This window comes from Rhodococcus sp. BE178 (assembly GCF_050433545.1).
Lineage (GTDB): Bacteria > Actinomycetota > Actinomycetes > Mycobacteriales > Mycobacteriaceae > Prescottella.
In genome coordinates, this window is record NZ_JBNPXA010000001.1 from 369645 (window position 1) to 394734 (window position 25090).

The following is a 25090-nucleotide window of genomic DNA, read 5'->3' on the forward strand; positions in this document are numbered from 1 at the left end:
ACCCAACGTGAACCGAGGGATCGAATGTGTAAACCTGGCTCAGCGTTCGCAGCGGTCATCGCGGCGTCCGCGCTCTTCCTCACCACGGGCGGCACGGCCGCCGCGCAACCACCGTCCACGCCCGCGACCGCATTGCACGCCGAGGGGACGCAACTCGTCGACGGCTACGGCCGGACGGTGCTGCTGCACGGTGTCAACAACGTCGACAAGGATGCCCCGTACCTGCCGCCGGGTGAGACCCTCACGTCCCGAGACGTGGACATGCTCGTCGAGCACGGCTTCAACACGGTAAGGCTCGGGACCTCATTCGACGCGCTCATGCCCGCCCGGGGGCAGATCGACGACGCCTACCTCGACCGGATCACCGGAGTGGTCGACGCACTCACCGCGCGCGGCATCCACGTTCTGCTCGACAATCATCAGGACGGGCTCTCGAAGCCGTGGGGCGGCAACGGATTCCCCGCGTGGGCGATCGAGTCGCGGCCGGAGGCATGGGAACCGAATCCCGGCTTCCCGCTGTACTACGTGATGCCGAGCATGAATGCCGGCTGGGACGAGGTCTGGAACAACACGCACGGCGCGCTCGACTATCTCGGCACCGCGCTCGGCGCACTGGCCGCGCGAGTGGAGGGCAAACCGGGCGTGATGGGCATAGAACTCATGAACGAACCCTGGCCCGGCTCGCCGTTCCTGACCTGCTTCCCCAACGGGTGCCCCGACTTCGACCGCAAGTACCAGGGCGCGATGCAGAAGCTGACGGATGCCGTCCGCGCCGAGAATCCGACGATCCCCGTGTACTGGGAGCCGAACGTCACGTGGAACCAGATGATGCCGTCCAATCTCGCCAACCCACCCAGGACCCCGGCCCTGAGTGATCCGGACATCGTCTTCGCGCCGCACGACTACTGCATCCCCAGCCAACTTGCCATCTATCTCGGGCTGCCCGAGGCCCTGCGCAGCCTCTGCGTCCCACAACAGGACCTCACGTGGTCCCACATCGACGCGATCACTGCGCGCGCCGACATCCCGACCGTGGTCACCGAGTTCGGCGACGGCGACGCGACCGTCCTCCGGAACACCCTCGCGCGCGCCGACGAACGCTTCATCGGCTGGCAGTACTGGCATTTCGGGTCGAACAACGTCACCGACCCGTTCCTCGGCGACGTCGGCCGGCAGCTCGTTCGGACCTACCCGCAGGCCACGGCGGGCGATCCCGGTCGGATGATCTTCGACGCCGACAACGGCGACTTCGCCTACCGGTACACGCCGCGGGTGGCGACGCGGCCCACCGAGATCTACGTCTCCGACCTGCACTACCCCGACGGCTACGAGGTGCAGGTGGACGGCGGACACGTGACGTCCGCGGCCGGTGCCCGCATCGTCACCGTCGCCGCCGACGGCAGTGGACCGGTGACCGTGAAGGTCCACCGGCCCGGGTCGCCGGGGGCCGAGGTGCCGGACGGGCCGATCAGCACGGGATCGTCGGGCAGCACCGGGTCACTCGGTAGTTCCGGGTCATCCGGCAGCGCCGGGTCATCCAGCAGCGCCGGGTCCTAGCCGCAGCGTCACCGCAGAGAAGACAGCGCACCGGGACCGGACCCGCAGACGGTCCGGTCCCGGTGCACTGCTCGATCGGCGCGCCTACCCCTGCGCGGCACGCCGCCGCAAGCGCCGGGCCGCCGCAACCAGGTTGCGCAGCGACGGCTCGAGCTGCCAGTAGTGGCGGGTCTTGAGCCCGCCGTCGGGGTTCGCCCACAGCCGGTCGAGGTCCACCGATTCGGCGGCCTCGGTGAGCAGGGCGTCGAGTTCGTCGATGTCGGGGATCCGCGCCGAACGGCTCTCGTACACACCGGGTCCGACGCCGTGCGTGAGCGCCTTCTCCTTGATCGCGTCGAGTACCCAGCCGATCGAACGCGTCGCGACGATCGCGGTGACGTCGGCGTCGAGTCGCTCGATCGCGTCGACCACCGACCGCTGGCCCGAGTACGTCAGGTGCGTGTGGATCTGCGTTTCCGGCTTGGCACCGCCCGTCGCGAGACGGAACGCGTCGACCGCCCAGTCCAGGTACTCCTTGCGCCCGGTTTCCCGCAGCGGCAACAGTTCCCGGATGGCCGGCTCGTCGACCTGGATGATCGCGATGCCCGCGGCCTCGAGGTCGGCGATCTCGTCCCGGATCGCGAGCGCCAACTGGTCCGCGGTCTCGTGCAGCGGCTGGTCCTGGCGCACGAACGAGCGCGCCAGCATCGTGACCGGACCGGTGAGCATGCCCTTGACCGGCTTGTCGGTGAGCGACTGCGCGTACGAGATCCACTCCACCGTCATCGGCTCGGGCCGCCGGACGTCGCCGTACAGCACCGGCGGGCGCGTGCACCGCGAACCGTACGCCTGCACCCAGCCGTTGTGGGTGAACGCGTAGCCGTCGAGCAACTCCGCGAAGTACTGGATCATGTCGTTGCGCTCGTGCTCGCCGTGCACGAACACGTCCAGGCCGATGTCCTCCTGCAACGCGATGGTGCGGGCGATCTCGTCCTGGATGCGCTTGTAGTACTCGTCCCAGCCGAGACGCCCCTGGCCCAGGTCGTAGCGGGCCTGACGGATCGCATCGGTCTGCGGGAACGAGCCCAGTGTGGTCGCCGGCACCGACGGCAGGTTCAGCCGGGCCTGCTGCGCGACGCGACGCTCCTCGTATGGTGCGCGGACGCGGTGCGCGGACGTGATCGCATTGACCCGCGCCCGGACGTCGTGCTTCTGCTTGAAGTGCACCGACGTCGGCTTCTTGCGCCAACGGTCCGACGGACCCTCGGTGAGCGCCTTCGCGAGCGAGACCACCTCGCCGACCTTCTGCTTCGCGAAGGCGAGGCGGTCGGCGACGTCACCGGGCATGTCGTACTCCATGAGCACGTCGTACGGGACGTGCAGCAGCGAGCACGACGTCGACACGACCAGATCCGGGACGACGTCCTTGATCTGGTTGAGGTAGGTCAGGGTGTTGAACCGGTCGACGCGCCACACGTTGCGGCCGTCGACGATGCCGGCGTAGATCCGCTTGCGCCTGATGCCGGGGATCTTCGCGAGTTCCTCGGCGGTGATGCGGCCGTTGATCAGGTCCAGGCCGAGCGCCTCGACGGGGGTGGCAGCCAGGATCGGCAGCGCGTCGCCGAGGTGTCCGTACGGTCCGGTGACGAGGATGCGCGGACGCAGCGGGGCGTGTGCGAGCGTCTCGTACGTGCGGCCGAGCGCTGCCAACTCCTCGGGGGACCGGTCCTCGGTGAAGCACGGCTCGTCGAGCTGGATGCACGTGGCACCGGCCTTGGCGAGCTGCGCGAACAGCTTCTCGTACTGCGGCAGGAGCTGATCGAGCAGATCGAGGGTCGTGAACCCCTCCTGGGTGGATCCGGGTGCGATCTTCGACAGCAGCAGCAGCGAGATCGGCCCGAGAACCACCGGTCGCAGCTCGATACCGAGCGCCTTGGCCCGCTCGAACTCGTCGAACAGCGTCTCCGAATGCAGTTCGAAGGTGGTGCGCTCGTCCAGCTCGGGCTGACGGTAGTGGTAGTTGGTGCCGAAGAAGCGCACCAGCTCGAGCGGCGGGAAGTCGGGCCGGCCGCGAGCCATCGTGAAGTAGAAGTCGAGTGGGTCGAGCTCACCCTGCAGCGGGGCGAAACGCTCCGGGACCGCACCGAACAGCAGCGCGTTGTCGAGCACGTGGTCGTAGTACGAGAACGTGTTGCCGGGAACCTGCGTCAGCCCGGTGGCGGCCAGCTCGCTCCACGTCTGCTCCTGCAGTTCCTGTGCGACGGAGACGAGTTCGGCCTTGGTGCCGGTCCCGTGCCAGTAGGCCTCGAGGGCCCGCTTGAGCTCGCGACGGGGCCCGATGCGGGGGTATCCGAGGACGCTGGATCCGTACCCGGCGGTGTTTGCGGCGGACATGCGGATCGACCTTTCCCTTCAAGCACCTTGCGCCCGTACGCCTTTTCCGCTGCCGAGAGTGCGGAGAAGGCGCACGGGCGCCGAGGAGCGGGCTGGTGTTGCCGTAAAGTGCTGTCTAGCTTGCCTTTTTGGTGACACGGCCGTTGTCGGCGTATTCGTAGAAGCCGGCACCCGACTTCTTGCCGACGAGCCCTGCCTCGACCATCCGCAGCAGCAGTGGCGGGGCCGAGTACAGCGGCTCCTTGAACTCCTCGTACATCGAGTCGGCGATCGACTTGACGGTGTCAAGTCCCACCAGATCGGTCAGCGCGAGCGGACCCATCGGGTGCGCACATCCGAGCACCATCGCCTTGTCGACGTCTTCCTTGGTGGCGAAGCCGGACTCCACCATGCGGATCGCGGAGAGCAGGTACGGCACCAGCAGGGCGTTGACGACGAAACCGGAACGGTCCGCCGAACGCACGACCTGCTTGCCGAGCAGCTCACTCGCGAACGCCTCCGCTCGCTCCGACACCGCGGGGCTGGTCTTGAGCGTGGTGACCAGCTCGACGAGCGGAAGGACGGGCACCGGGTTGAAGAAGTGCATGCCGATCACACGCTCCGGCGCCTTGGTGGCGATACCCAGCTTCATGATCGGGATGGACGACGTGTTCGACGCGAGCACCGCGTCCGGGTCCGTCACGATCGAGTCGAGTTCGGTGAAGATCTCACTCTTGATCTTCTCGTCCTCGACGACGGCCTCCACTACGAGCTGCCGGTCGGCGAAGTCGCCGAGATCGGAGGTGAAGCGCAGCCGCCAGGCGGCCTGCTCCCGCTCCCGCTCGGTGATCTTGCCACTGCTCACTCCGCGATCGAGCGAGCGCAGGATGCGCGAGCGTCCTGCCGCCGCGAGTTCGCGGGTCTGCTCGAACACCAGCACGTCGACGTGTGCACGGGCGCACACCTCGGCGATTCCGGAACCCATGATGCCGGCGCCGATCACGCCGACGCGCTGAATCTTTTCGCTGGTCACGTCAGCTCCTTTTCGGATAGTGGAGGTCGGGTCCCTCGGGAGGGATCAGCGTGGAGGACACCCCGCCGATCCCTCCCTCGGGGCGAGGGCCTAGTGGAACTGGCCCTCTTCGGTGGAGCCCTTCAGGGCAGCCGTGGAGGTGTTCGGGTCGACCGTGGTGGCGATGCTGTCGAAGTAGCCGGCGCCGACCTCACGCTGGTGCTTGATGGCGGTGAAGCCGCGCTCCTCGGCAGCCTTGAACTCGCGCTCCTGCAGGTCGACGAAGGCGGTCATGCCCTCGCGGGCGTAGCCGTGAGCCAGGTCGAACATGCCGTAGTTGAGCGAGTGGAAGCCGGCCAGCGTGATGAACTGGAACTTGAAGCCCATCGCGCCGAGCTCCTTCTGGAACTTCGCGATGGTCGAGTCGTCCAGGTGCGCCTTCCAGTTGAAAGACGGCGAGCAGTTGTAGGCGAGCAGCTGGTCCGGGAACTCGCTGCGGACGGCCTCGGCGAACTTCTTCGCGACCTCGAGGTCCGGCACACCGGTCTCCATCCAGATGAGGTCGGAGTACGGGGCGTAGGCCTTGGCGCGAGCGATGCAGGGCTCGATGCCGTTCTTGACGCCGTAGAAGCCCTCGGCCGTGCGGGTGCCGTCGAGGAACTCGCGGTCACGCTCGTCGACGTCGGAGGTCAGCAGCGTGGCGGCCTCGGCGTCGGTGCGGGCGATGACGACCGTCGGGACGTCGGCGACGTCGGCCGCGAGACGAGCCGAGGTCAGGGTGCGGATGTGCTGCTGGGTGGGGATGAGCACCTTGCCACCGAGGTGGCCGCACTTCTTCTCCGACGCGAGCTGGTCCTCCCAGTGCGAACCGGCGACACCGGCCGCGATCATGGCCTTCTGCAGCTCGTAGACGTTGAGCGCGCCACCGAAGCCGGCCTCGCCGTCCGCGACGATCGGAGCGAGCCAGTTGTCGACCGAGGTGTCACCCTCGACCTTGGCGATCTCGTCGGCGCGCAGCAGCGCGTTGTTGATGCGGCGGACGACCTGCGGCACGGAGTTGGCCGGGTACAGGCTCTGGTCCGGGTAGGTGTGGCCGGAGAGGTTCGCGTCGCCGGCGACCTGCCACCCGGAGAGGTAGATGGCCTTGAGGCCCGCACGGACCTGCTGGACCGCCTGGTTGCCGGTGAGGGCGCCCAGCGAGTTGATGTAGTCCTCGTTGTTCACGAGATCCCAGAGGATCTCGGAGCCGCGGCGGGCGAGGGTGGCCTCTTCGACCACGGTGCCCTGGAGCTTGACGACCTGCTCCGCGGTGTAGTTGCGGGTGACGCCCTTCCAGCGCGGGTTGGTGTCCCAGTCCTGCTGGATCTGCTCGGCGGTCTTCGGAGTACCGGTCGTCGACATCGAAAGCTCCACTTCTTCTCTGCTGCTTTGCCCGGTACGGATGTACTGCTTCACATCGTTGCCAGGCCGTTCGGATGTACAAACCGACAATGGCACAGACGAAAACCGCCGTCTACCTGTTGCTAATGCCAATCTTCGCTAGCTTTTCATTTCAATCTGCAAAGCTTGCTAATTTTTGCAGAGCCAAGCAGTTGCTTGGGTTACCGCCGAGTAGGTACCGAAAGTTACCCGCAAGTAGGCATCTACCTCGGGGTTCGCCGGCGATTCCCGGCGGCAAGCGGAACGTGAAATCGGACACGTGGGCACCGACACAGACGGACGTCCCCGGCCGGGTTGCGAAGGATCCTGTGAGGGCAATCACAGGGTTGCGAAGATGTTCCGTACGTCGGAACGATCGAAAACGAGGGTTACAGATACTTTCCGAGGGGGTCCGTGGGGTCGGTGGGGCCAGTGGGGAGCCCTCGAGGCCCTAGCGACCCGGTTCGCCGCCGACGATCGCAACTCTTGCGAAGCCGTAGCGGGCGTCGAGCGGCCTCGCCGACGGCGTCATCTCGTAGGCGTGGGGTCCGAACTCGGCACATTCGATGACGGCCGACCCCGACACGATCGGCGACAGGCGGGTCACCTTCCACCGGGTGTGGACGAGTTCGCCGGTATCCGCCGTGTCGGCGCCGGAGGCCGCGGCGTTCCGCAGAATCAACTGTTCGTTCCAGCTCTGGTGGGCGAGCCAATCGGGCGTCAACTGCGTCCTCTGCGATCCGCAGTCGGCGAGATCGACGGTGCCGACGATTCCTCGGCCGCCGCCGTCAGCCGGAGCGATCGCGAAACCCATCCCGCCGACACCGTTGACGAGCTCGAGTTGGGCCTGCGGAATGCTCGGCAGCCGGAAGATGTCCTGGCCCGCCTGATCCTCGATCGGCGTGCCGGCGAGGATGTCGGACGTGTAGGCGCTCCCCTCCCGGCTCCCGGGGTGGAGACAGCTGCACGACAGCCCGGCGAACAGACGACCGAACGGGTCCTCGACGTCGTTCGAATCGGTGGACAGCGGATCGACGATCCACACCGCGATCCGAGGCCGCTCCGGGACGATCAACGGCTCGGGCAGCAGCGCCCGTGCGAAACGCCGGTTGATGTCAGTGGTCAGAACGAGCCAGCGGGCCGTCACCGACGCCGCGATGAGCTCCCCCGCCTCGTCGCCCGCTCCCGCCGCAGAGTCTGTCGGCGTGATGTCGTCCTCGCAGAACGGCGGGGCAAGGAGCGTCGGCTGGGCGAGCCCGCTCGGCGAACGGCGCTTCGAGGTAAAGATCATCGTGACCTCAGACGAACCTGGTCGAGTGGCGGTCCCGCATCTGTGGAACCTCGGCCTCCGGACAGGGAGCAGCACACGCCCTGTTCAACGGGGGCGAACGTGAGCCGGCGACGCCCGTCGTGCGGCAGGCGTCCACATCGTTCCGCTCGGGACGTGCAGGCCCTCGCCGCGCGACCCAAACTGCCTCGCAACCAATGCTTTACGAAAACGTGCATTTGGCTGTCGCCCAGCATTTTCCAGGATCACCGAGATGTCAAGACTTGTTCCTGAAACGTCATAAACGGTCTGTCGACTGTCGCGACCACGGCGTCGCGCGATCTCACCGCGGCGACCACCGCGCCACGCCTCCGCCGGGTAGCGAGATCACCCGTCGACCGTCTGCTCCGCTCAACTCCCACGCCTCCACATCGTCGTCGTGGGACACCCGGATCCGACCGTCATTGGTGAACCGGATCTCCAACGAGCCCTCCTCCGTGCACGTCGCCGCGGCGCAGCGCTCCCCGATCAGTCCCGGTACCGGGGCAGAGCCCGGTGCGATGTTCCCGGGGCCGATCGCCACGCGATCGCCGCCGGAGAACTCGAGTGTGAGATCGGCATCGGCCTCTACTCGCTCGACTCTTACCAGCCGCCGACCTGCCAGACCCAGATCGATCGAGCCGTCTCGCGGAATCGAATCGGGTCGATCCTCAACTCCGCCGGCCGCCCCGAACGGATGTTCGTCGCGTATGTACCAAACCACCCACGCTGCCAGGAAGAGTGCGCCGCTCAGCACCGCCATCGGCCACCGAGCACCCCGGCGACGCGCCCCCACACACGTCAGGCCCGCGAATACCGACCACGCCGCGATCCCGACGCCGACACCCAGAATGATCGCTCCCACCCCACTCATGGCGTCAGCTTCTCGCGAATGTGCGATTCAGCCAAGAACCGACCGAACGTGCACCGGGTCGGCGACCGGAATCCGGCACTGCTAACCCAACCCTTTGCACGATTAGCAGCACGCTCGTACCCTGGCGTCATGTCCAAGACCTTCGTCGGCGCCCGTCTGCGACAGCTCCGGACCGAGCGCGGGCTCAGCCAAGCCGCGCTCGCGAAGACCCTGGACATCTCGGCCAGCTACCTCAACCAGATCGAGCACGACGTCCGCCCGCTGACGGTGCCGGTGCTGCTGCGGATCAGTGAGGTGTTCGGGGTCGACACCACGTTCTTCTCGTCGCAGGACGACACCCGTCTGATCGCCGAGCTGCGGGAGGTGGCGCTCGATGACGACATGGGCATCGACGCGGACGCGCAGGAGATCGCGGAGATGGTCTCGTCGCACCCGGGCCTGGCGAAGGCGATGGTCAACATGCACCGCCGATACCGCAACACCACCGCGCAGCTGGCCGCGGCGACCGAGGACCGGTACAGCGACGGTAGCGGCAGCGGCTCGATCACGATGCCGCACGAGGAGGTGCGCGACTACTTCTACCAACGGCAGAACTACATCCACGACCTCGACACCGCGGCCGAGGAGCTGACCGCCCGGATGCGGTTCCACCGCGGCGACATCGCCGAGGGCATCGCCCGCCGGCTCGAGAACATCCACGACGTCCAGATCGTGCGCCGCATCGATCTCGGCGAGAACGTGCTGCACCGGTACGACCCCGAGACCCGGCTGCTCGAGATCTCCCCCGCCCTGTCGGGCGGGCAGCAGGTGTTCAAGTTCGCGACCGAACTCGCGTATCTCGAGTGCGGCGACCTGCTGCGCAAGCTGGTGGACGAGGGCAACTTCACCTCCGACGAGGCCCGCTCGCTCGCGATGCTGGGCCTGGCGAACTACTTCGCGGCCGCGACGGTACTGCCGTACGGCCAGTTCCACGAGATCGCGGAGGACTTCCGCTACGACATCGAGCGGCTGTCGGCGTTCTACGCGATCAGCTACGAGACGATCTGCCACCGCCTGTCGACGCTGCAGCGACCCAAGCAGCGTGGGGTGCCCTGGTCGTTCGTCCGGGTGGATCGCGCCGGAAACATGTCGAAGCGCCAGTCCGCCACCGGTTTCCACTTCTCCTCCAGTGGCGGCACGTGCCCGCTGTGGAACGTGTACGAGACCTTCGCGTATCCCGGCAAGATCATGACGCAGATCGCCCAGATGCCCGACGGCCGCAACTACCTGTGGGTGGCACGCACGGTGGAGCGTCGCGCGTCGCGCTACGGCCAGCCGGGCAAGACGTTCGCGATCGGCCTCGGCTGCGAACTGCGGCACGCGCCGCGCGTCGTCTACGCGGACGGCCTCGACCTCGGTGGCGAAACCGCGACACCGATCGGCGCGGGCTGCCGCGTGTGCGAGCGGATGAACTGCCCGCAGCGGGCGTTCCCTCCGCTCGGCAAGGATCTCGACATCAACGAGCACCGTAGCTCGGTGTCGCCGTACACGATTCGCTGATCTACCAGCGCACTTCCCGGCAGCACGGCCGCTTCCGTCAGGCCGTGTGAGCAGCTGTTCATGCGGGTGTAACAACCGACACGAACTCGTCACCGACAGACATTCCGGCGCAATAACTTCCGCATACCGTGTGCGATCACGGATACAGCGTTGTATTCGCACTTCTTCGGGACAGCTCGGCGTCACATCATCGACGGAAAGGCTCGTTCATGCCTACGTTCTCCAAGCGCACCCTCGCCGCCCCCGCTGCACTCGCGGCGTTCGGTCTGGTTCTGACCGGCTGTGGCAGCAAGGCGTCGGACACCTCCGCCGGCGGCAGCACCTCCGCGGCCTCCTGCGTGGACACCTCCGGCAACACGGTCAAGGTCGGGTCGCTGAATTCACTGTCGGGCACCATGGCGATCAGCGAGGTCACTGTCCGCGACTCGATCGCCCTCGCCGTGGAGGAGATCAACAACGCCGGCGGCGTACTGGGCAAGAAGATCCAGATCGTCGCCGAGGACGGCGCGTCGGAGCCGACCGTGTTCGCCGAGAAGGCCGAGAAGCTCATCATCAGCGACTGTGTCGCAGCGGTTTTCGGCGGTTGGACGTCGTCGAGCCGCAAGGCGATGCTGCCGGTGTTCGAGGACAACAACGCGCTGCTCTACTACCCCGTCCAGTACGAGGGCCTCGAGGACTCCCCCAACATCTTCTACACCGGCGCCACCACCAACCAGCAGATCGTGCCGGCGCTGGACTACCTGAAGGAGAAGGGCGTCAAGTCCCTCTACCTCGTGGGCAGCGACTACGTGTTCCCGCAGACCGCGAATCGCATCATCAAGGCCCACGCCGCGGCCAACGGCATCGAGATCAAGGGCGAGGACTACACCCCGCTCGGCTCCACCGACTTCTCCACCATCGTCAACAAGGTCCGCACCGCGAACGCCGACGCAGTGTTCAACACCCTCAACGGCGACTCCAACGTCGCGTTCTTCCGCGAGTACTCCAATGTGGGCCTGAAAGCCGCTGACATGCCGGTGGTCTCGGTGTCCATCGCCGAGGAGGAAGTGGGCGGCATCGGCGTCGCGAACGTCGAGGGCCAGCTGACGGCGTGGAACTACTACCAGACGGTGGACTCGCCGGAGAACAAGAAGTTCGTCGACGCCTACAAGGCCAAGTACGGCGCGAACAAGCCGACGTCCGATCCGATGGAGGCGGCCTACACGTCGGTGTACCTGTGGAAGAACACCGTGGAGAAGGCGAATTCGTTCGGTGTGGCCGACGTCCAGGCCGCCGCTGACGGCGTCACCTTCCAGGCGCCCGAGGGTCTCGTCACCATCGACGGCGACAACCATCACATCACCAAGACCGCCCGCATCGGCGAGATCCGCGACGACGGTCTGATCTACACCGTCTGGGAGTCCGACGGCCCGATCCAGCCCGACCCGTACCTCGCGAACTACGACTGGGCGAAGAGCCTGTCCGGCGCCGGTAGCTAGCTCGCAACGTACAACGACGACGAGGGAGGGCGGGCACCGATGGATGTCGTTATCGGGCAGCTGTTCACCGGCCTGAGTATCGGGTCGATCCTGCTACTGGCGGCACTGGGGCTGTCGCTGACGTTCGGCCAGATGGGCGTGATCAATATGGCCCACGGCGAGTTCATCATGGCCGGCTCTTACACCGCTTACGTGGTGCAGCAGGTCATTTCGAGCGCCGGAGCCTCACTGCTGATCTCGCTGGCGGTCGGCTTCGTGGTGGGCGGCCTGATGGGTGTCCTGCTCGAGGCCACGCTGATCCGGCGGATGTACCACCGTCCACTGGACACGCTGCTGGTGACGTTCGGCGTCGGGCTGGTGTTGCAGCAACTGGCGCGGGACATCTTCGGCGCCCCCGCCGTCAATGTGGTGGCGCCGTCGTGGCTGTCCGGTGGCGTCGAGATCCTCGGGGCGGTGGTACCCAAGACCCGCATCTTCATCCTGGTCCTCGCGATCGTCGCGGTCGCGGTCCTGTCGTTCGCGTTGGCGAAGACGTCGATGGGGCGGCGGATCCGCGCGGTGGTTCAGAACCGCGACCTCGCGGAGACCAGCGGAATCTCCTCACGCCGAACCGATGTCACGACCTTCTTCATCGGCTCCGGCCTGGCCGGCGTCGCCGGTGTGGCGTTGACGCTCATCGGCTCCACGAGCCCGACCATCGGCCAGTCGTACCTGATCGACGCGTTCCTCGTGGTCGTGATCGGCGGGCTCGGCCGGATCGCGGGCGCGGTGGTCGCGGCGTTCGTGCTGGGCATCCTCAACTCGTTCATCGAATACTCCACCACCGCGTCGATCGCGAAGGTGATCGTGTTCGTGCTCATCGTCATCTTCCTGCAGGTCCGCCCGCAGGGGCTGTTCGTGGCCAAGACTAGGAGCCTCGTATGACCGTGCTCAGTCGTTATCGGGCCTGGGCAGGGTTCGCCGTCGCGGCGGTGGCACTGTTCGCCGTCGCGCCGGCCCTGCTCTCCGACTTCAGGCTCAACCTGCTGGCCAAGTTCCTGTGCTTCGCGATCGTCGCGGTCGGAATCGGATTGGCTTGGGGCCGTGGCGGAATGCTCACCCTGGGACAGGGCGTGTTCTTCGGTCTCGGTGCGTACATCATGGCGATGCACCTCAAGATCGCCGACGCCGAACTGCGCGGCGATGCGGTACCGGACTTCATGCAGATCGCGGGCATCCGCGAACTGCCCGGCTACTGGCTGCCGTTCACGTCGCCGCTCACCACCATCGCCGCGATCCTCGTCGTCCCCGCCCTGGTCGCGTTCCTGCTGGGGATCGGGGTGTTCAAGCGCCGGGTCAAGGGTGCGTACTTCGCGATCCTGTCGCAGGCCCTCGCGGCGGCGTTCGCGATCCTGCTGATCGGACAGCAGTCGATCGGCGGTTCCAACGGACTCAACCGTTTCCGCACGTTCTTCGGCTTCAATCTGGCCGATCCGGCGAACAAGCGGATGCTGTTCTTCATCGCGGCCGCCGTGCTCCTGGCGGTGGTCGCCCTCACCCGGCAGCTGATGAACTCGCGCTACGGCGAACTGCTGGTCGCCGTCCGCGACCAGGAGGAGCGGGTCCGGTTCCTCGGCTACGACCCCGCCAACATCAAGGTCGTCGCGTACACGGTCGCCGCGTTCTTCGCAGGTATCGCCGGCGCGCTGTTCGTGCCGATCGTCGGCATCATCTCCCCCGCTGATGTCGGCATCGTGCCCTCGATCGCGTTCCTCATCGGCGTCGCGATCGGCGGTCGCACCACGCTGCTCGGCCCGGTGCTCGGCGCGATCGGCGTCGCGTGGGCCCAGACGACGCTGTCCGAGAACTTCCCGTCGGCATGGACGTACGCGCAGGGCCTGCTGTTCATCGTCGTGATCGGCTTCTTCCCCGCCGGGATCGCCGGTATCGCGACGTTGCTGCGGCGCCGCACCCTCGTCACCACACCGCCACCGGACCCCGAATCCGAACCCGCCCGCGAGATGGAGGCCGCGCGATGAACCTCACCCGCCACCAGCCGGCACTCGGCGGCAACGCCGGAATGTCCAGCCAGTACCTCGAGATCCGCGACCTGCGGGTCACGTTCGACGGGTTCACCGCCGTCGACGGCGTGGATCTCACCCTCCTGCAGGGTGATCTGCGCTTCCTCATCGGCCCCAACGGTGCCGGCAAGACCACCCTGGTCGACGCCGTCACCGGGCTGGTCCCGGCCTCCGGTTCGGTCACCAAGTCCGGCGTCGAGTTGCTCGGGCAGAAGGTGCACAAGATCGCACGGCTGGGAGTGGGCCGAACCTTCCAGACAGCATCGGTGTTCGAGGAACTCACGGTGCTGCAGAACCTCGACATCGCCGCCGGGGCCGGACGTTCGGCGCTGACGCTGCTGCGCCGCCGCAAGTCCGTCCTGCCGCAGATCGAGGAGGCTCTCGAGACGATCGGCCTGACCCAGCTGCGTGACCGCAAGGCCGGGATCCTCGCGCACGGCCAGAAGCAGTGGCTCGAGATCGGCATGCTGCTGGTGCAGGACGCCGACGTGCTGCTGCTCGACGAACCGGTCGCCGGAATGAGCCACGACGAGCGTGAGGAGACCGGAAATCTGCTGCGCCGCATCGGCGGTGAACGGACCGTCGTGGTCGTCGAGCACGACATGGACTTCATGCGGGCGTTCGCGACATCGGTAACGGTGCTGGCCCGAGGCAAGGTGATCGCCGACGGCAGCGTCGAGGAGATCCAGGCCGATCCCATGGTGCAGCAGGTGTACCTGGGTACCACCGCTGCCGCAGCCCAAACCGCGTCCGCTGCCGCGAGTGTCCTCGAGGAGGCCTGATCATGCTGGAGCTCATCGACATCCACACCGGGTACGGCCGCACCGAGATCATCCTCGGCGCCTCGGTGTCGGTGCCCGCCGACGGCGTGGCCGCCGTGATGGGGCACAACGGCGCCGGCAAGACGACGCTGCTGCGGGCCGCCGTCGGGCTCGCGAAGATCGCGTCGGGCAAGGTCCTGCTGGACGGCGAGGACATCACGAGGCTGCGTCCGAGCGCCCGGGTGGCGCGCGGGCTCGCCTACGTCCCGCAGGGCCAGCAGTCGTTCGGAGAGCTCACGTGCGCGGAGAACCTGCAGGTGGTGGCGGACGGCCGCAAACGGGGCAAGACCCTGATCGACGAGCAGCTCGCGCTGTTCCCGGCGCTCGAATCGCTCCTGGGCCGCCGGGCCGGTCTGCTGTCCGGCGGCCAGCGACAGCAGCTCGCGATCGCCCGGTCCCTCATCACCGAGCCGCGGGTGCTGGTGCTCGACGAGCCGACCGAGGGCATCCAGCCGTCGGTGGTCGCCGAGATCGAGGCCGCGATCGTCGAACTCACCCGGCGGGGCAACCTCGGAGTCCTGCTGGTGGAGCAGCACATCGGGTTCGCGCTGCAGTCCGCCGAGCGCTACTACATCCTCGAGTCCGGCCGCATCACCTCCACCGGCGTCGGCGGTGCCGGCGCCGAATCCGTCGTGCGCACCGCCATGGCTATCTGACGAGCCCACCCGGAGCCACTCTCCCGAACCGATCGAAGGAGCCCTCCCGTGTCCCACGGCTTCGACACCCTTCTCGTCGCCAACCGCGGCGAGATCGCGTGCCGCATCATGCGATCCGCACGCACGCTCGGCCTCAAGACCGTGGCCGTGTACTCCGACGCCGATGCGTCCGCGATGCACGTCGAGATGGCCGACGCCGCCGTCCGACTCGGCCCGGCACCCGCCGCGGAGTCCTACCTGCGCACCGATCTGGTGATCGACGCCGCGCTCGCGAGCGGCGCCGGCGCCATCCACCCCGGCTACGGGTTCCTCTCGGAGAACGCCGAATTCGCGGCCGCCGCCGAACAGGCCGGAATCGCATTCGTCGGCCCCACCCCGGAGCAGTTGCGGGTGTTCGGCAACAAGCACACCGCCCGGGAGGCGGCGCGGGCCGTGGGCGTCCCCCTGGTGCCGGGCAGTGGACTGCTCGCGACGATGGACGACGCACTGGCCGAGGCCGACCGCATCGGATACCCGGTGATGCTCAAGGCCGTCGGCGGGGGCGGCGGCATCGGAATGCAGGCGTGTTTCACCCCGGCCGCACTCCGCGGGGCGTACGAGACGGTGCAGCGCCTGGCCGCGGCGAACTTCTCGTCGTCGGGAGTGTTCCTGGAGCGCTTCGTCGCCCGTGCCCGGCACGTCGAGGTCCAGGTGTTCGGCGACGGCGGCGGCCGCACGCTGAGCCTCGGCACCCGCGACTGCTCGCTGCAGCGACGCCACCAGAAGGTGGTCGAGGAGGCGCCGGCGTCGGGCCTGCCCGATCCCGTGGTGGACCACCTGCTGCGCTCGTCGCGCGAGCTCGCGTCGTCGGTGCACTACCGGTCCGCGGGCACCGTCGAGTTCGTGTACGACGTGGACCGCGGCGAGGCATCGTTCCTGGAGATGAACACCCGTCTACAGGTGGAACACCCGGTCACCGAGGAGGTCACCGGCATCGACCTGGTGGAGTGGATGCTGCGGCTGGCGGCCGGCGACACCCGGATGCTCGACGGCCTGCCCGACTCGGGCCCCGCAGTCACCGGGCACGCCGTCGAGGCCCGCGTGTACGCCGAGGATCCCGGTCACGACTACCGCCCGAGCGCCGGCACGCTCACCGCCGTCCGGTTCCCCGCCGCCGCGCGGATCGAGACGTGGGTCGACACCGGCACCGAGGTGAGCGCGCACTACGACCCGATGATCGCGAAGATCGTCACCCGGGGAGCCACCCGCGAGGACGCCTTCGCGAACCTGGGCGCCGCGTTGACCGAGACCCATCTGTACGGCGTGCAGACCAATCTGCCGCAACTGCGCCACGTCTGTGCGGGGCCGGTCACCGAGTACACCACCGCATCCCTCGCGGACCTGCCGTCGACCGGGCCGCGCATCGACGTGCTGCGCGCCGGGACGATGACCACCGTGCAGGACCTGCCGGGCCGGATCGGCCTGTGGGAGGTCGGTATTCCGCCGTCGGGTCCGATGGACGACCTGTCGCTGCGGCTCGCCAACACCGCGGTCGGCAATCCGGTCGGCGCGCCGGGCCTCGAGTGCACGCTGCGGGGTCCGCGTCTGGTGTTCTCCGCTCCGGCGACGGTGTGTGTCACCGGCGCCGACGTCCCGGTGACCGTCGACGGGCTTGCCGTGCCGATGTGGGAGCCCGTGACGATCACGGCGGGCGCGACGCTCGACATCGGCTCGCCCGCGGAAACCGGCCTGCGCACCTACCTCGCGGTGCGCGGTGGCCTGGACGCCCCGCTGTTCCACGGCAGCGCCTCGACGTTCACGCTCGGCGGGTTCGGCGGCATCACCGGCAAGGCCGTCGCGACCGGGGACGTGCTGGGCATCCTCGATGCCACCGATGTCCTCGCCGACCCGGCACCGGTACCGTCCGACTCCCGCCCCGAGTTCGCCCACACGTGGCACCTCGCGGTCACCGAGGGGCCGCAGCCGTCGCCGTCGTACTTCACCGACGCGGACATGACCCAGTTCTACGGGACCACCTGGACCGTCGCGAGTCACGCGAACCGCACCGGTATCCGTCTCGACGGCCCCAAGCCCACGTGGTCGCGCCCCGACGGCGGCGAGGCCGGGCTGCACCCGTCGAACCTCCACGACAACCCGTACAGCGTCGGCGCCCTCAACGTCTCGGGCGACACCCCGATCCTGCTGGGCCCGGACGGACCCAGTCTCGGCGGGTTCGCGTGCCCGCTCACCGTGGTGAGCGCGCACCGCTGGAAGATGGGCCAGATCCGGCCGGGCGACGCGGTGCGCTTCGTGCCGGTACCCGACGAGGCCGCCGATGCGCTGCGGCGGTCGGATGCGGATCGGTCGAAGGATGTTCCCGCCGTGCGTATCTCGCGCGGCGACGGCGGCGTCCTCGGTCGCGCGCCGGAGGGCGAGGATCGCCCTGCCGTGGCGTATCTGCGGGGCGGCGACGACAACATCCTCGTCGAGTACGGCCCGATGACGCTCGACCTGGGACTGCGGATGCGGGTGCACGCGCTGTCGGAGGCGCTGGCGCAGCTGAAGGTGTCGGGCCTGATCGACGTCACCCCGGGCGTGCGGTCGCTGCACCTGCACTTCGATCCCGATGTGCTGCCGCAGTACCGGGTCCTCGGGCTGCTCCGGGAACTCGAGGAGCAACTGCCCGCGACGCACGACCTGGTGGTCCCGAGCAGGACGGTGCGACTGCCGTTGTCGTTCGACGACCCTTCCATCGCCGAGGCCCTCGACCGCTACCGCAGCGGGGTGCGTGAGAGCGCTCCGTGGTTGCCGTCGAACACCGAGTTCATCCGGCGGATCAACGGACTCGACAGCGTCGACGCCGTGCGCGACGCCGTGTTCGACGCCGAGTACCTGATACTCGGCCTCGGCGACGTGTATCTCGGTGCCCCGCTGGCGGTCCCGCTCGATCCACGGCACCGCCTGGTGACCACCAAGTACAACCCGGCCCGCACGTGGACGCCGTCGGACGCGGTGGGCATCGGCGGCAAGTATCTGTGCGTGTACGGCATGGAGTCGCCCGGCGGCTATCAGCTCATCGGGCGGACCGTCCCGATCTGGTCGGGCTACCGGCAGCGCGCGCCGTTCGAGGCGGGCAAGCCGTGGCTGTTCCGGTTCTTCGACCGGATCGTGTGGGAGCCGGTCACATCCGAACAGCTCACGGAGGCCCGGGCCGAGTCGCGAGCGGGCCGGTTCGACGCCGACATCAGCGAGGGCACGTTCGCGCTCGCCGACCATCTGCGATTCCTGGAGGCGAACGCCGACTCGATCGCGCAGTTCGAGGCGCGGCAGAGCGCGGCCTTCGAGACGGAGAAGCGTGCGTGGCACGCGGCCGGCGAGTTCGACCGGACCGAGACCGCGCCGGCGCCCGCGCCGGAACCGGCCACCGTCGACGTCCCACCGGGTGCGGTGGTGGTGGAGGCGCCGATGGTCGGCAACGTTTGGCGGGTGGAACTGTCACCCGGACAGCAGGTCTCGGCCGGTCAGCCGGCGGTGATCCTCGAAGCGATGAAGCTGGAGATGCCGGTCCCCTGCCCCGGGTCGGGCACCGTCCTGCAGGTGCTCACGGTGCCGGGCGCCAAGGTGGCGCCCGGGACACCGCTGGCCGTCATCGGCTGAGCTGCTCCTCGGCCAGCACCTTGACCTCCCCCTTGGCGACCTTTCCGCCGGGCGCCAAGGGGAGATGGTCGACGGTGACGACGTGCTCGGGGATGTACTCGCGGGTCACGCCCTGCTCGGCGAGCCAGGACGACAGCTCGGTCGCGGCGAGCGCGCTGCCGTCGGCGGTGACCACCACGGCACACACCTTCTCGCCGAACAGCGCGTCGTGCACACCGACCACGGCCACCATCACGATCGCCGGGTGGGCGCGCACGAACTCCTCGACCTCGACCGCCGAGATGTTCTTGCCGCCGCGGATGATGATGTCCGCCTTGCGACCCACGACCCGGACCCGTCCGGTGGCATCGATCTCGACGATGTCGCCCAGCAGCATCCAGCCGTCGTCGGTGTACAGCTCGGTGTTGGCCGCGTCGTCGTCCCAGTAGCCGTGGCACATGAGCGGACCGTTCACGCCGGGCTGGCCGCGTCGCTCGTCGCCCAGCACCTCGACGCCGGCGTCGTCGAACACCCGCACCTGCATGTTGGCAAGCAGGTGCCCGCAGGTGCGCAGGCGGGTGTCGGCGTCGTCGTCGACGGTGGTGACGCTCACCGCGCCGGTCTCGTTGGAGCCGTAGAACTGCAGTACCGCCGCCCCGGTGCGCTCCTCGAACGCGAGGGCCTCCGAGTACGGCACCGCCTCACCGCCGGTGAACATCGCCCGCAGTGCGCTCAGGTCCGCCTCGCGGCCGCGGTCGGAGCGCAGCAGCATCTTGAACTGCGTACTGACACAGTTCAAGACGGTCACCCGTTCCCGCTCGAGCAGGTCGATCATGGTGTCCGCGTTGAACCGTTCGAGCACCACGTTGGGTGCGCCGAGCAGCGTCGGCAGGAAGTGCGACGTCCACAGTCCGAATCCGAACGGCGCCGGGACCGCCCCGAAGAAGACGTCGTCGCCGGTGATGTTGCCGGCGCGCCCCGCCACCTCCGAGAACGCGATCCAGCGGTGTTCGGTCTGCGTCACCAGCTTGGGCAGACCGGTCGTGCCGGACGTGGAGTTGAGCATCGACACGTCCCGGATGCCGAAACGCGGACTGGTGGCGTCGAACCGGCGTTCGCCCACCGCGATCGGGCGCCCGGCGGCGTCCTCGACCACCACCGATCCCAGATCGTCGACGTAGACGACATACTCGGGCCCGCCGGTGCGCTCGCGCAGTTCGGTGACGAGCGGGGCGATGTCCTGGCCGCGCATCGTGCGCGCGGTGACGAGGACCCGGCAGTCGGCGCGGGTCGTCAGGTGCGCCACTTCCTTGATCCCCGAACGCGATCCGATGCCCACGGCGATCCGGCCGGTCCGGTACGCGGCGCACAGCGCGGCGTGGAACACCATGGTGTCGGGCAGGTACAGCGCGACCGCGCCGGGTTCGCCGTCGCCGTCACGGTCGGCCAGCGCCGCCAGCGCGGACGCGATCCGGTCGGCCGTCGCGTCGTAGCTGGCCCACGAGATGCGGGCGTCGGGTGTAATGAACGCGAGGTGGTCGGGGATGGTGAGCGCCCAGTGCCGCACGAGCTCACTGACGCTGAGGTCGGCGAACTTCTCGGGAGCGGTGGCGAAGTCGCCGACCGCGATGTCGAGTGTCGTGGTGATGTTCCCCATCGGACTCACTTTCCCACCGTCGTTTCCAGGAGGCCCATCGACTGCTTGTAGGCGGCGTCGAGCGAGTCGGCATCGGACCGGGTGTCGATGATCCGGCCGCGCTGCATCACGTAGCCGCGCTGCACCACCGACTCGAGCGCGGCGAGCGCGGGCTCGGCGACCAGCACCGTGACGCCCTCCGCGGCGAGATCGCCGACGAGCGCACGCAGTTCGGCGACGATCTTCGGAGCGAGACCGGTCATCATCTCGTCGAGCAGCAGGACCTTCGGCGTCGACAGCAGTGCCCGGCCGAGCACCAGCATCTGCTGCTCGCCGCCGCTGAGCACACCCGCGTAGCTGCGCGCACGTTCGCGCAGCACCGGGAACCGCTCGAACGCCGACTCGATCGCGTCCTTCTTCAGGCCCTGCAGGTCGGCGCCCACCTGGAGGTTCTCGAGCACCGACATCTTCATGAACAGCTGCCGGCCCTGCGGGACGTACGCGAAGCCCTCCCGCACCCGCTGCAGCGCCGACATCGAGTCGACCCGACGACCGTCCACCGACACCTCGCCGGTCCCGCGCACCGAGCCGTAGACGGCCCCGAACAGGCTGGACTTGCCGGCACCGTTGGGTCCGACGATCGCGGTCACCGTGCCGGGCGTGGCCGTGAACGAGACGCCGTCGACCGCGACGGCCGACCCGTACCGGACCCGCAGGTCCTTCACGTCGAGCGTGGTCATGAGTTTTCCTCTCCTGCCCCGAAGTACACCTCACGCATCGCGTCGCTCGCGAGACATTCGGCGGGTGCGCCGTGGAAGGCGACCGAGCCGAAGTCCAGCAGCACGACGGTGGTCGCGAGTTCGGCGATGAGATCGACGTTGTGGTCGACCAGCACCACGCCGCGGCCCTGCGCCTGGATCTTGCGCACCGCGCCGGCGATCGCGGCGATACCGGTGTGGTCTGCACCCGCGAACGGCTCGTCGAGCAGCAGGACCTGCGGGTCGGTCGCCATCGCGCGTGCCACCTCGACCAGACGCTGGCCGCCCAGGCTCAGTTCGCCGCACGCACTGGTGGTGTCGTCGATCGCGTATTCGTGCGCAACGGCGCGGGCACGGTCGGCGGTGGCGTCCCAGTTCTCGAACGGACCCTTGAGCGCCCACCACAGCGAGTGCAGCGGCGTGCGCATCCGCCGCCCGTACAGCGCGGGCACGATGTTCTCGACCGCGCTCAACTCCAGGGCCAACTGCGGGTGCTGGAAGGTGCGCGACAGTCCCTGCCGCGCCCGCTTCTCACTGGCACCGGTCAGCGTCCGACCTGCCAGCGTGACGGTGCCGGCGTCGGCCCTCTGCGTGCCGCAGATGCAGTCCACCAGCGTGGTCTTGCCGGCGCCGTTGGGGCCGACGAGTCCGACGACCTCACCGGGCGCGACGGTGAACGAGACGTTGTCGACGGCGCGGACGCCGCCGTAGTTCTTGGTGAGCCCGGAGACCTCGAGCAGCGCGCTGCCGGTCATGAGCGATCACTTCCTTCCTCGACCGAGCCGGACTTCGTGGAACCGGTGAGACGACCGAATGCAGCGGAGACCCAACCGATCACGCCGCCGGGGGCGATGACGAGGATCAGCAGCACCGCGATTGCCAGCAGCAGCTCGCCACTGCCCTGGTAGCCGGGCATGTTGAGGGTCACGATCACCACGATCAGCGCACCGAGCGGGGCACCCCACGCGCTGTTGCGACCGCCGATGATCGGCATGAAGATCGCGAGGAACACGATGCTCAGCGTGAACGTCTCGGGCGTGACCGCCTGCACCGAGACGGTGAACAGCGAGCCGCCGGTCGACGCGATGGCGGCACCGATCGCCAGCGCGATCACCGTCAGGTGTGCCGGATTGACGCCGGACGAGCGCGCGGCGTTCTTGTTGTCGCGCGCCGCGCGCAGCGTCAGACCCCACACCGACTTGCGAAGTCGGTCGACGATCACCGCGATCGCGCATACGAACAGGATCGCGAGCACCACCAGGGTGTACCGCGGCGGCTGCCAGCCGAACAGGGTGACCGCCTCGACACCCGAGATGCCGGCGGAGCCGCCGGTGAAGCTGGGCCCGTCGATCAGCCAGTGCTCGAACGCGATTCCGAACAGCAGCGTCACGGCGGCGAGGTAGAAGCCGGACAGCTTCTGCGTCGCGAGCGCCAGGATCACCGCGACCACCGCGGCCACCAGGGACCCGATCACCCAGCCCCACCACATCGACAGCCCGGTCTTCACCGAGATCAGCGCGACGGCGTACGCGCCGATCGCGGCGTACGCGCTGTAGGCCATCGACAGCGAGCCGGCCATCACGAACGGGATGTACATGCCCAGTGCGATCAGCGAGTACGTCGCGGCGAGGAACACGAGGTCCTGCCGGTACAGGCTCGGGCCCATCCACAGCAGGACGCCGGCGACCACCGCGAGGGTGATGCCCACTTCGACGGCAATGTTCTTCAGTGAGCGGTTGGTCCGCGCGGATCGGGCCGACGCGGCCGATTCCGACCTCCGTGACGTGTCGGTCAGCATCAGACGCGCACCTTCCTCGAGAGCATGCCCTCCGGCCGGAAGGCGAAGAACACCAACGCGATCAGCAGGATCGCGGTCTGTGCGGCGCTGGCACCGAAGTAGTACGGCGCGAACACCTGGACGAAGCCCAGCAGGATGCCGCCGATCAGCGGCGCCCAACTGCGGCCCGTACCGCCGATCACCAGGGCGATGAACGCCGTCAGCGTCCACGACAGACCGCTGGTGAACTGCACACCGGCCTTGGACGCGAACAACAGTCCGGCGATCGCAGCGATCAGGCCCGCGACGGTGAACGCCACCAGACGCACCCGGTTGACCGGCAGCCCCAGCACGCGAGCCGCCTCCGGGTTGTCGCCCACCGCGCGCAGCAGCCGTCCGGTCTGCGAGGTCTGCAGCCACACACCGACCGCGACGAACACGATCGCGGTGCCGGCGATCAGCACGATCGACGAGCCGTCGACGGTGGCGCCGGCGACGGTGACGGCCTGGAAGTCGAAGAGCTTCTGCCCCGGCAGCGGGGTGCGGCCGAAGATGGTGCCGGCCAGCTGCTGCACCGCGAACAGCACCGCGGTGACAGCGACCAGTGCGGGCAGTTCACCTCGGCCGGACCGCTTCTGGACCTGCTGGACCACGAGCTTCTCGGTGATCACCGACAGCGCCATGCCGACTGCGAGGCCGAGCAGCAGCGCGAGCCACAGCGGGACACCGTAGTCGACCACCACGAAGCTGCAGGCCATGGCGGCGGCCATCGCGTACGGGCCCATCGCGAAGTTGAAGAAGTCCGCCCCCACCACCACGAGATACATACCCAGGGCGATGAGTGAGAAGAACGCGCCGATCTCGAGAGCGGCGAGCCAGAGTTGTGCGTCAGTCATGCTTGTGTCTCCTTCGTCAGCCACACGGAGGCTGGTAGGACGCCCACGGCCCGTCGGGCTTGTTGTCGGGCCCGAACTCGACGAGCACCAGGCCGCACAGGCTGTCGGGCGCGAGGTGGTCGTCGGGGCTGTACGACAGCGTCAGGCCCTCCTGGCCGAACGTCGCGGGGATCCCCGACACCTGCTGCAGTGCGTCGCGCACCTTGTTGCGGTCGGTGTGGTCGCCGGCGATCTCGAACGCGCTCTTGAGCATCATCACGGCGTCGTACGCCTGTGCGTCGTACGCGGTGAGCTGATAGTCGGCGCCCTTGACCCTGCGCACCTGCTCGGTGAACGCGGCTGTGCGCGTGTTGTTCTCGCTGAGGCTGCCCATGTAGACCATGCCAGTGAGCGCACCGGGGTCGGCCAGCGCCCACGACTTGGGCTGGTTGCCGATCGACGCGAGCGAGAAGCGCTGCGCCTGCGGATAGATCTTCGCGAGCGTGTTGTGCGCGAGGATCTCGAAGTGCCCGCCGATGCTGGCGACGAGGATCGCGTCGGGCTTGGTCCCGGTCACGCGCGAGGCTTGTGCGGTGAGGTCGGCGGCGTCGACCGGCGCCTTCTCGACGGCGGTGACGTCGGCGCACTTCTCGAGCGCGGGCCGCAGCGTCTTGATGATGCCGTCGATCGAGGCGCTGGCGTCGCCGAGGATGCCGAGCGTCTTGTAGCCCATCTTCTCGAACGCGCCGCAGTACACCTCGGCGTACTGCTTGAGGGAGTTCGGGATCATGAACGCGTAGCCGTTGTCCGGCGCGTTCGCGAACGCGTCGGACAGGACGACGGGCGCGATGGCCGGGATCTCGGACTGCTGCAGCACCGACTTGGCCTGGATCACCGAGCCGGAGCCGGTGGCGAGGAGCACCGCGCTCGCGCCCTGGTCGACCAGCTTGCGGATGATCGACGGCGTCTTGGTGGGGCTGGACTCGTCGTTCTCGACCACCAGCCGGACCGGCTTGCCGTTGATGCCGCCTGCGGCATTGATGAGGTCGACGGTGAGCCGGACCGTGCTGCCGGCGATGGTGCTGTACGACGCACCCGGACCCGTCGAATCCTCGTCGAGGCCGATCACGATCTCGTCGGGCGACATCTCACCCGCGGACGCGCACCCCGCCACGCCCAGCGTTCCCACTGCGGCGGCCACCGCCAACGCGACGACCCTTCCGATTCTCACAACCGACTCCCGTCTCGCCCGCCAGACCTTCAAGCGTTTGGTCAATCAAGCAAGTGCTTGATTGACGATTCGGGGCAGAAGTATGCCCCGGGTCACATTCGGAAGTCAATGCGGGGAGATCCCC

General features: G+C 68.2%; 19 protein-coding genes. 8 read left to right on the forward strand and 11 right to left on the reverse strand.

The window, feature by feature from the left end; translation table 11 throughout:
- Positions 1–24 precede the first annotated feature (24 nt).
- Positions 25–1557 carry a cellulase family glycosylhydrolase gene (locus J2X34_RS01745; RefSeq protein WP_429515979.1) on the forward strand — a complete coding sequence of 511 codons (1533 nt, stop codon included), beginning with the start codon at positions 25–27 and terminating at the stop codon, positions 1555–1557.
- Positions 1558–1641: 84 nt separating this feature from the next.
- Here J2X34_RS01745 and metE read toward each other — a convergent pair whose 3' ends face one another.
- From metE to J2X34_RS01770, 5 genes are all read right to left on the reverse strand, one after another.
- Positions 1642–3930, reverse strand: coding sequence for a 5-methyltetrahydropteroyltriglutamate--homocysteine S-methyltransferase (metE, locus tag J2X34_RS01750; RefSeq protein ID WP_114718648.1), 2289 nt, complete (start codon positions 3928–3930; stop codon positions 1642–1644).
- 115 nt (positions 3931–4045) lie between these two features.
- The gene (locus J2X34_RS01755; protein WP_114718647.1) at positions 4046–4942 is read right to left on the reverse strand and encodes a 3-hydroxybutyryl-CoA dehydrogenase; all 897 of its coding nucleotides are present in this window, start codon (positions 4940–4942) and stop codon (positions 4046–4048) included.
- 90 nt (positions 4943–5032) lie between these two features.
- Positions 5033–6322 (reverse strand): isocitrate lyase, encoded by a 1290-nt coding sequence (gene aceA, locus J2X34_RS01760; RefSeq protein ID WP_114718956.1) that lies wholly within the window; start codon positions 6320–6322, stop codon positions 5033–5035.
- A gap of 469 nt (positions 6323–6791) precedes the next feature.
- On the reverse strand, positions 6792–7631 hold the full coding sequence (locus J2X34_RS01765) for a hypothetical protein (RefSeq protein WP_114718645.1): 840 nt from the start codon (positions 7629–7631) through the stop codon (positions 6792–6794).
- A 319-nt stretch (positions 7632–7950) separates the two neighbouring features.
- A complete protein-coding gene (locus J2X34_RS01770) occupies positions 7951–8520 on the reverse strand; it encodes a DUF6188 family protein (RefSeq protein ID WP_429515980.1) in 570 nt (189 codons plus the stop codon).
- Positions 8521–8649: 129 nt separating this feature from the next.
- On the opposite strand from J2X34_RS01770, the gene ramB reads away from it, so the two are divergent.
- The 7 genes from ramB to uca all read left to right on the forward strand — a co-directional run bounded on the left by ramB (position 8650) and on the right by uca (position 18710).
- A complete protein-coding gene (gene ramB, locus J2X34_RS01775) occupies positions 8650–10059 on the forward strand; it encodes an acetate metabolism transcriptional regulator RamB (protein ID WP_114718641.1) in 1410 nt (469 codons plus the stop codon).
- Between the two features lie 209 nt (positions 10060–10268).
- The gene (gene urtA, locus J2X34_RS01780; protein WP_429515981.1) at positions 10269–11537 is read left to right on the forward strand and encodes an urea ABC transporter substrate-binding protein; all 1269 of its coding nucleotides are present in this window, start codon (positions 10269–10271) and stop codon (positions 11535–11537) included.
- Positions 11538–11576: 39 nt separating this feature from the next.
- Positions 11577–12461 carry an urea ABC transporter permease subunit UrtB gene (gene urtB, locus J2X34_RS01785; RefSeq protein WP_429515982.1) on the forward strand — a complete coding sequence of 295 codons (885 nt, stop codon included), beginning with the start codon at positions 11577–11579 and terminating at the stop codon, positions 12459–12461.
- Positions 12458–13555, forward strand: coding sequence for an urea ABC transporter permease subunit UrtC (gene urtC, locus J2X34_RS01790; RefSeq protein WP_429515983.1), 1098 nt, complete (start codon positions 12458–12460; stop codon positions 13553–13555). Before urtB ends, urtC begins: the two co-directional genes overlap by 4 nt.
- Entirely contained in the window at positions 13552–14379 is an 828-nt protein-coding gene (gene urtD, locus J2X34_RS01795; protein WP_114718637.1) for an urea ABC transporter ATP-binding protein UrtD, read from the forward strand. Before urtC ends, urtD begins: the two co-directional genes overlap by 4 nt.
- Before the next feature lie 2 nt (positions 14380–14381).
- The gene (gene urtE / locus J2X34_RS01800) at positions 14382–15074 is read left to right on the forward strand and encodes an urea ABC transporter ATP-binding subunit UrtE (RefSeq protein WP_429515984.1); all 693 of its coding nucleotides are present in this window, start codon (positions 14382–14384) and stop codon (positions 15072–15074) included.
- A 48-nt stretch (positions 15075–15122) separates the two neighbouring features.
- Positions 15123–18710 (forward strand): urea carboxylase, encoded by a 3588-nt coding sequence (gene uca / locus J2X34_RS01805; protein ID WP_429515985.1) that lies wholly within the window; start codon positions 15123–15125, stop codon positions 18708–18710.
- On the opposite strand, the gene J2X34_RS01810 is transcribed toward uca, so the two are convergent.
- Genes J2X34_RS01810 through J2X34_RS01835 form a run of 6 tightly spaced genes read right to left on the reverse strand, consistent with a single transcriptional unit; the run spans position 18700 to position 24966 of the window.
- Entirely contained in the window at positions 18700–20346 is a 1647-nt protein-coding gene (locus J2X34_RS01810) for a class I adenylate-forming enzyme family protein (protein ID WP_429515986.1), read from the reverse strand. The genes uca and J2X34_RS01810 overlap by 11 nt on opposite strands.
- Positions 20347–20351: 5 nt before the next feature.
- Positions 20352–21065 carry an ABC transporter ATP-binding protein gene (locus J2X34_RS01815; protein ID WP_429515987.1) on the reverse strand — a complete coding sequence of 238 codons (714 nt, stop codon included), beginning with the start codon at positions 21063–21065 and terminating at the stop codon, positions 20352–20354.
- Positions 21062–21838: an ABC transporter ATP-binding protein gene (locus tag J2X34_RS01820; RefSeq protein ID WP_429515988.1), complete on the reverse strand. Its 777-nt coding sequence runs from the start codon at positions 21836–21838 to the stop codon at positions 21062–21064. Before J2X34_RS01820 ends, J2X34_RS01815 begins: the two co-directional genes overlap by 4 nt.
- Entirely contained in the window at positions 21835–22881 is a 1047-nt protein-coding gene (locus J2X34_RS01825) for a branched-chain amino acid ABC transporter permease (protein ID WP_429515989.1), read from the reverse strand. Before J2X34_RS01825 ends, J2X34_RS01820 begins: the two co-directional genes overlap by 4 nt.
- Positions 22881–23756: a branched-chain amino acid ABC transporter permease gene (locus tag J2X34_RS01830; protein WP_429515990.1), complete on the reverse strand. Its 876-nt coding sequence runs from the start codon at positions 23754–23756 to the stop codon at positions 22881–22883. The genes J2X34_RS01825 and J2X34_RS01830 overlap by 1 nt, the downstream gene beginning before the upstream one ends.
- 16 nt (positions 23757–23772) lie before the next feature.
- A complete protein-coding gene (locus tag J2X34_RS01835; RefSeq protein ID WP_429515991.1) occupies positions 23773–24966 on the reverse strand; it encodes an ABC transporter substrate-binding protein in 1194 nt (397 codons plus the stop codon).
- Between the last annotated feature and the right edge of the window lie 124 nt (positions 24967–25090).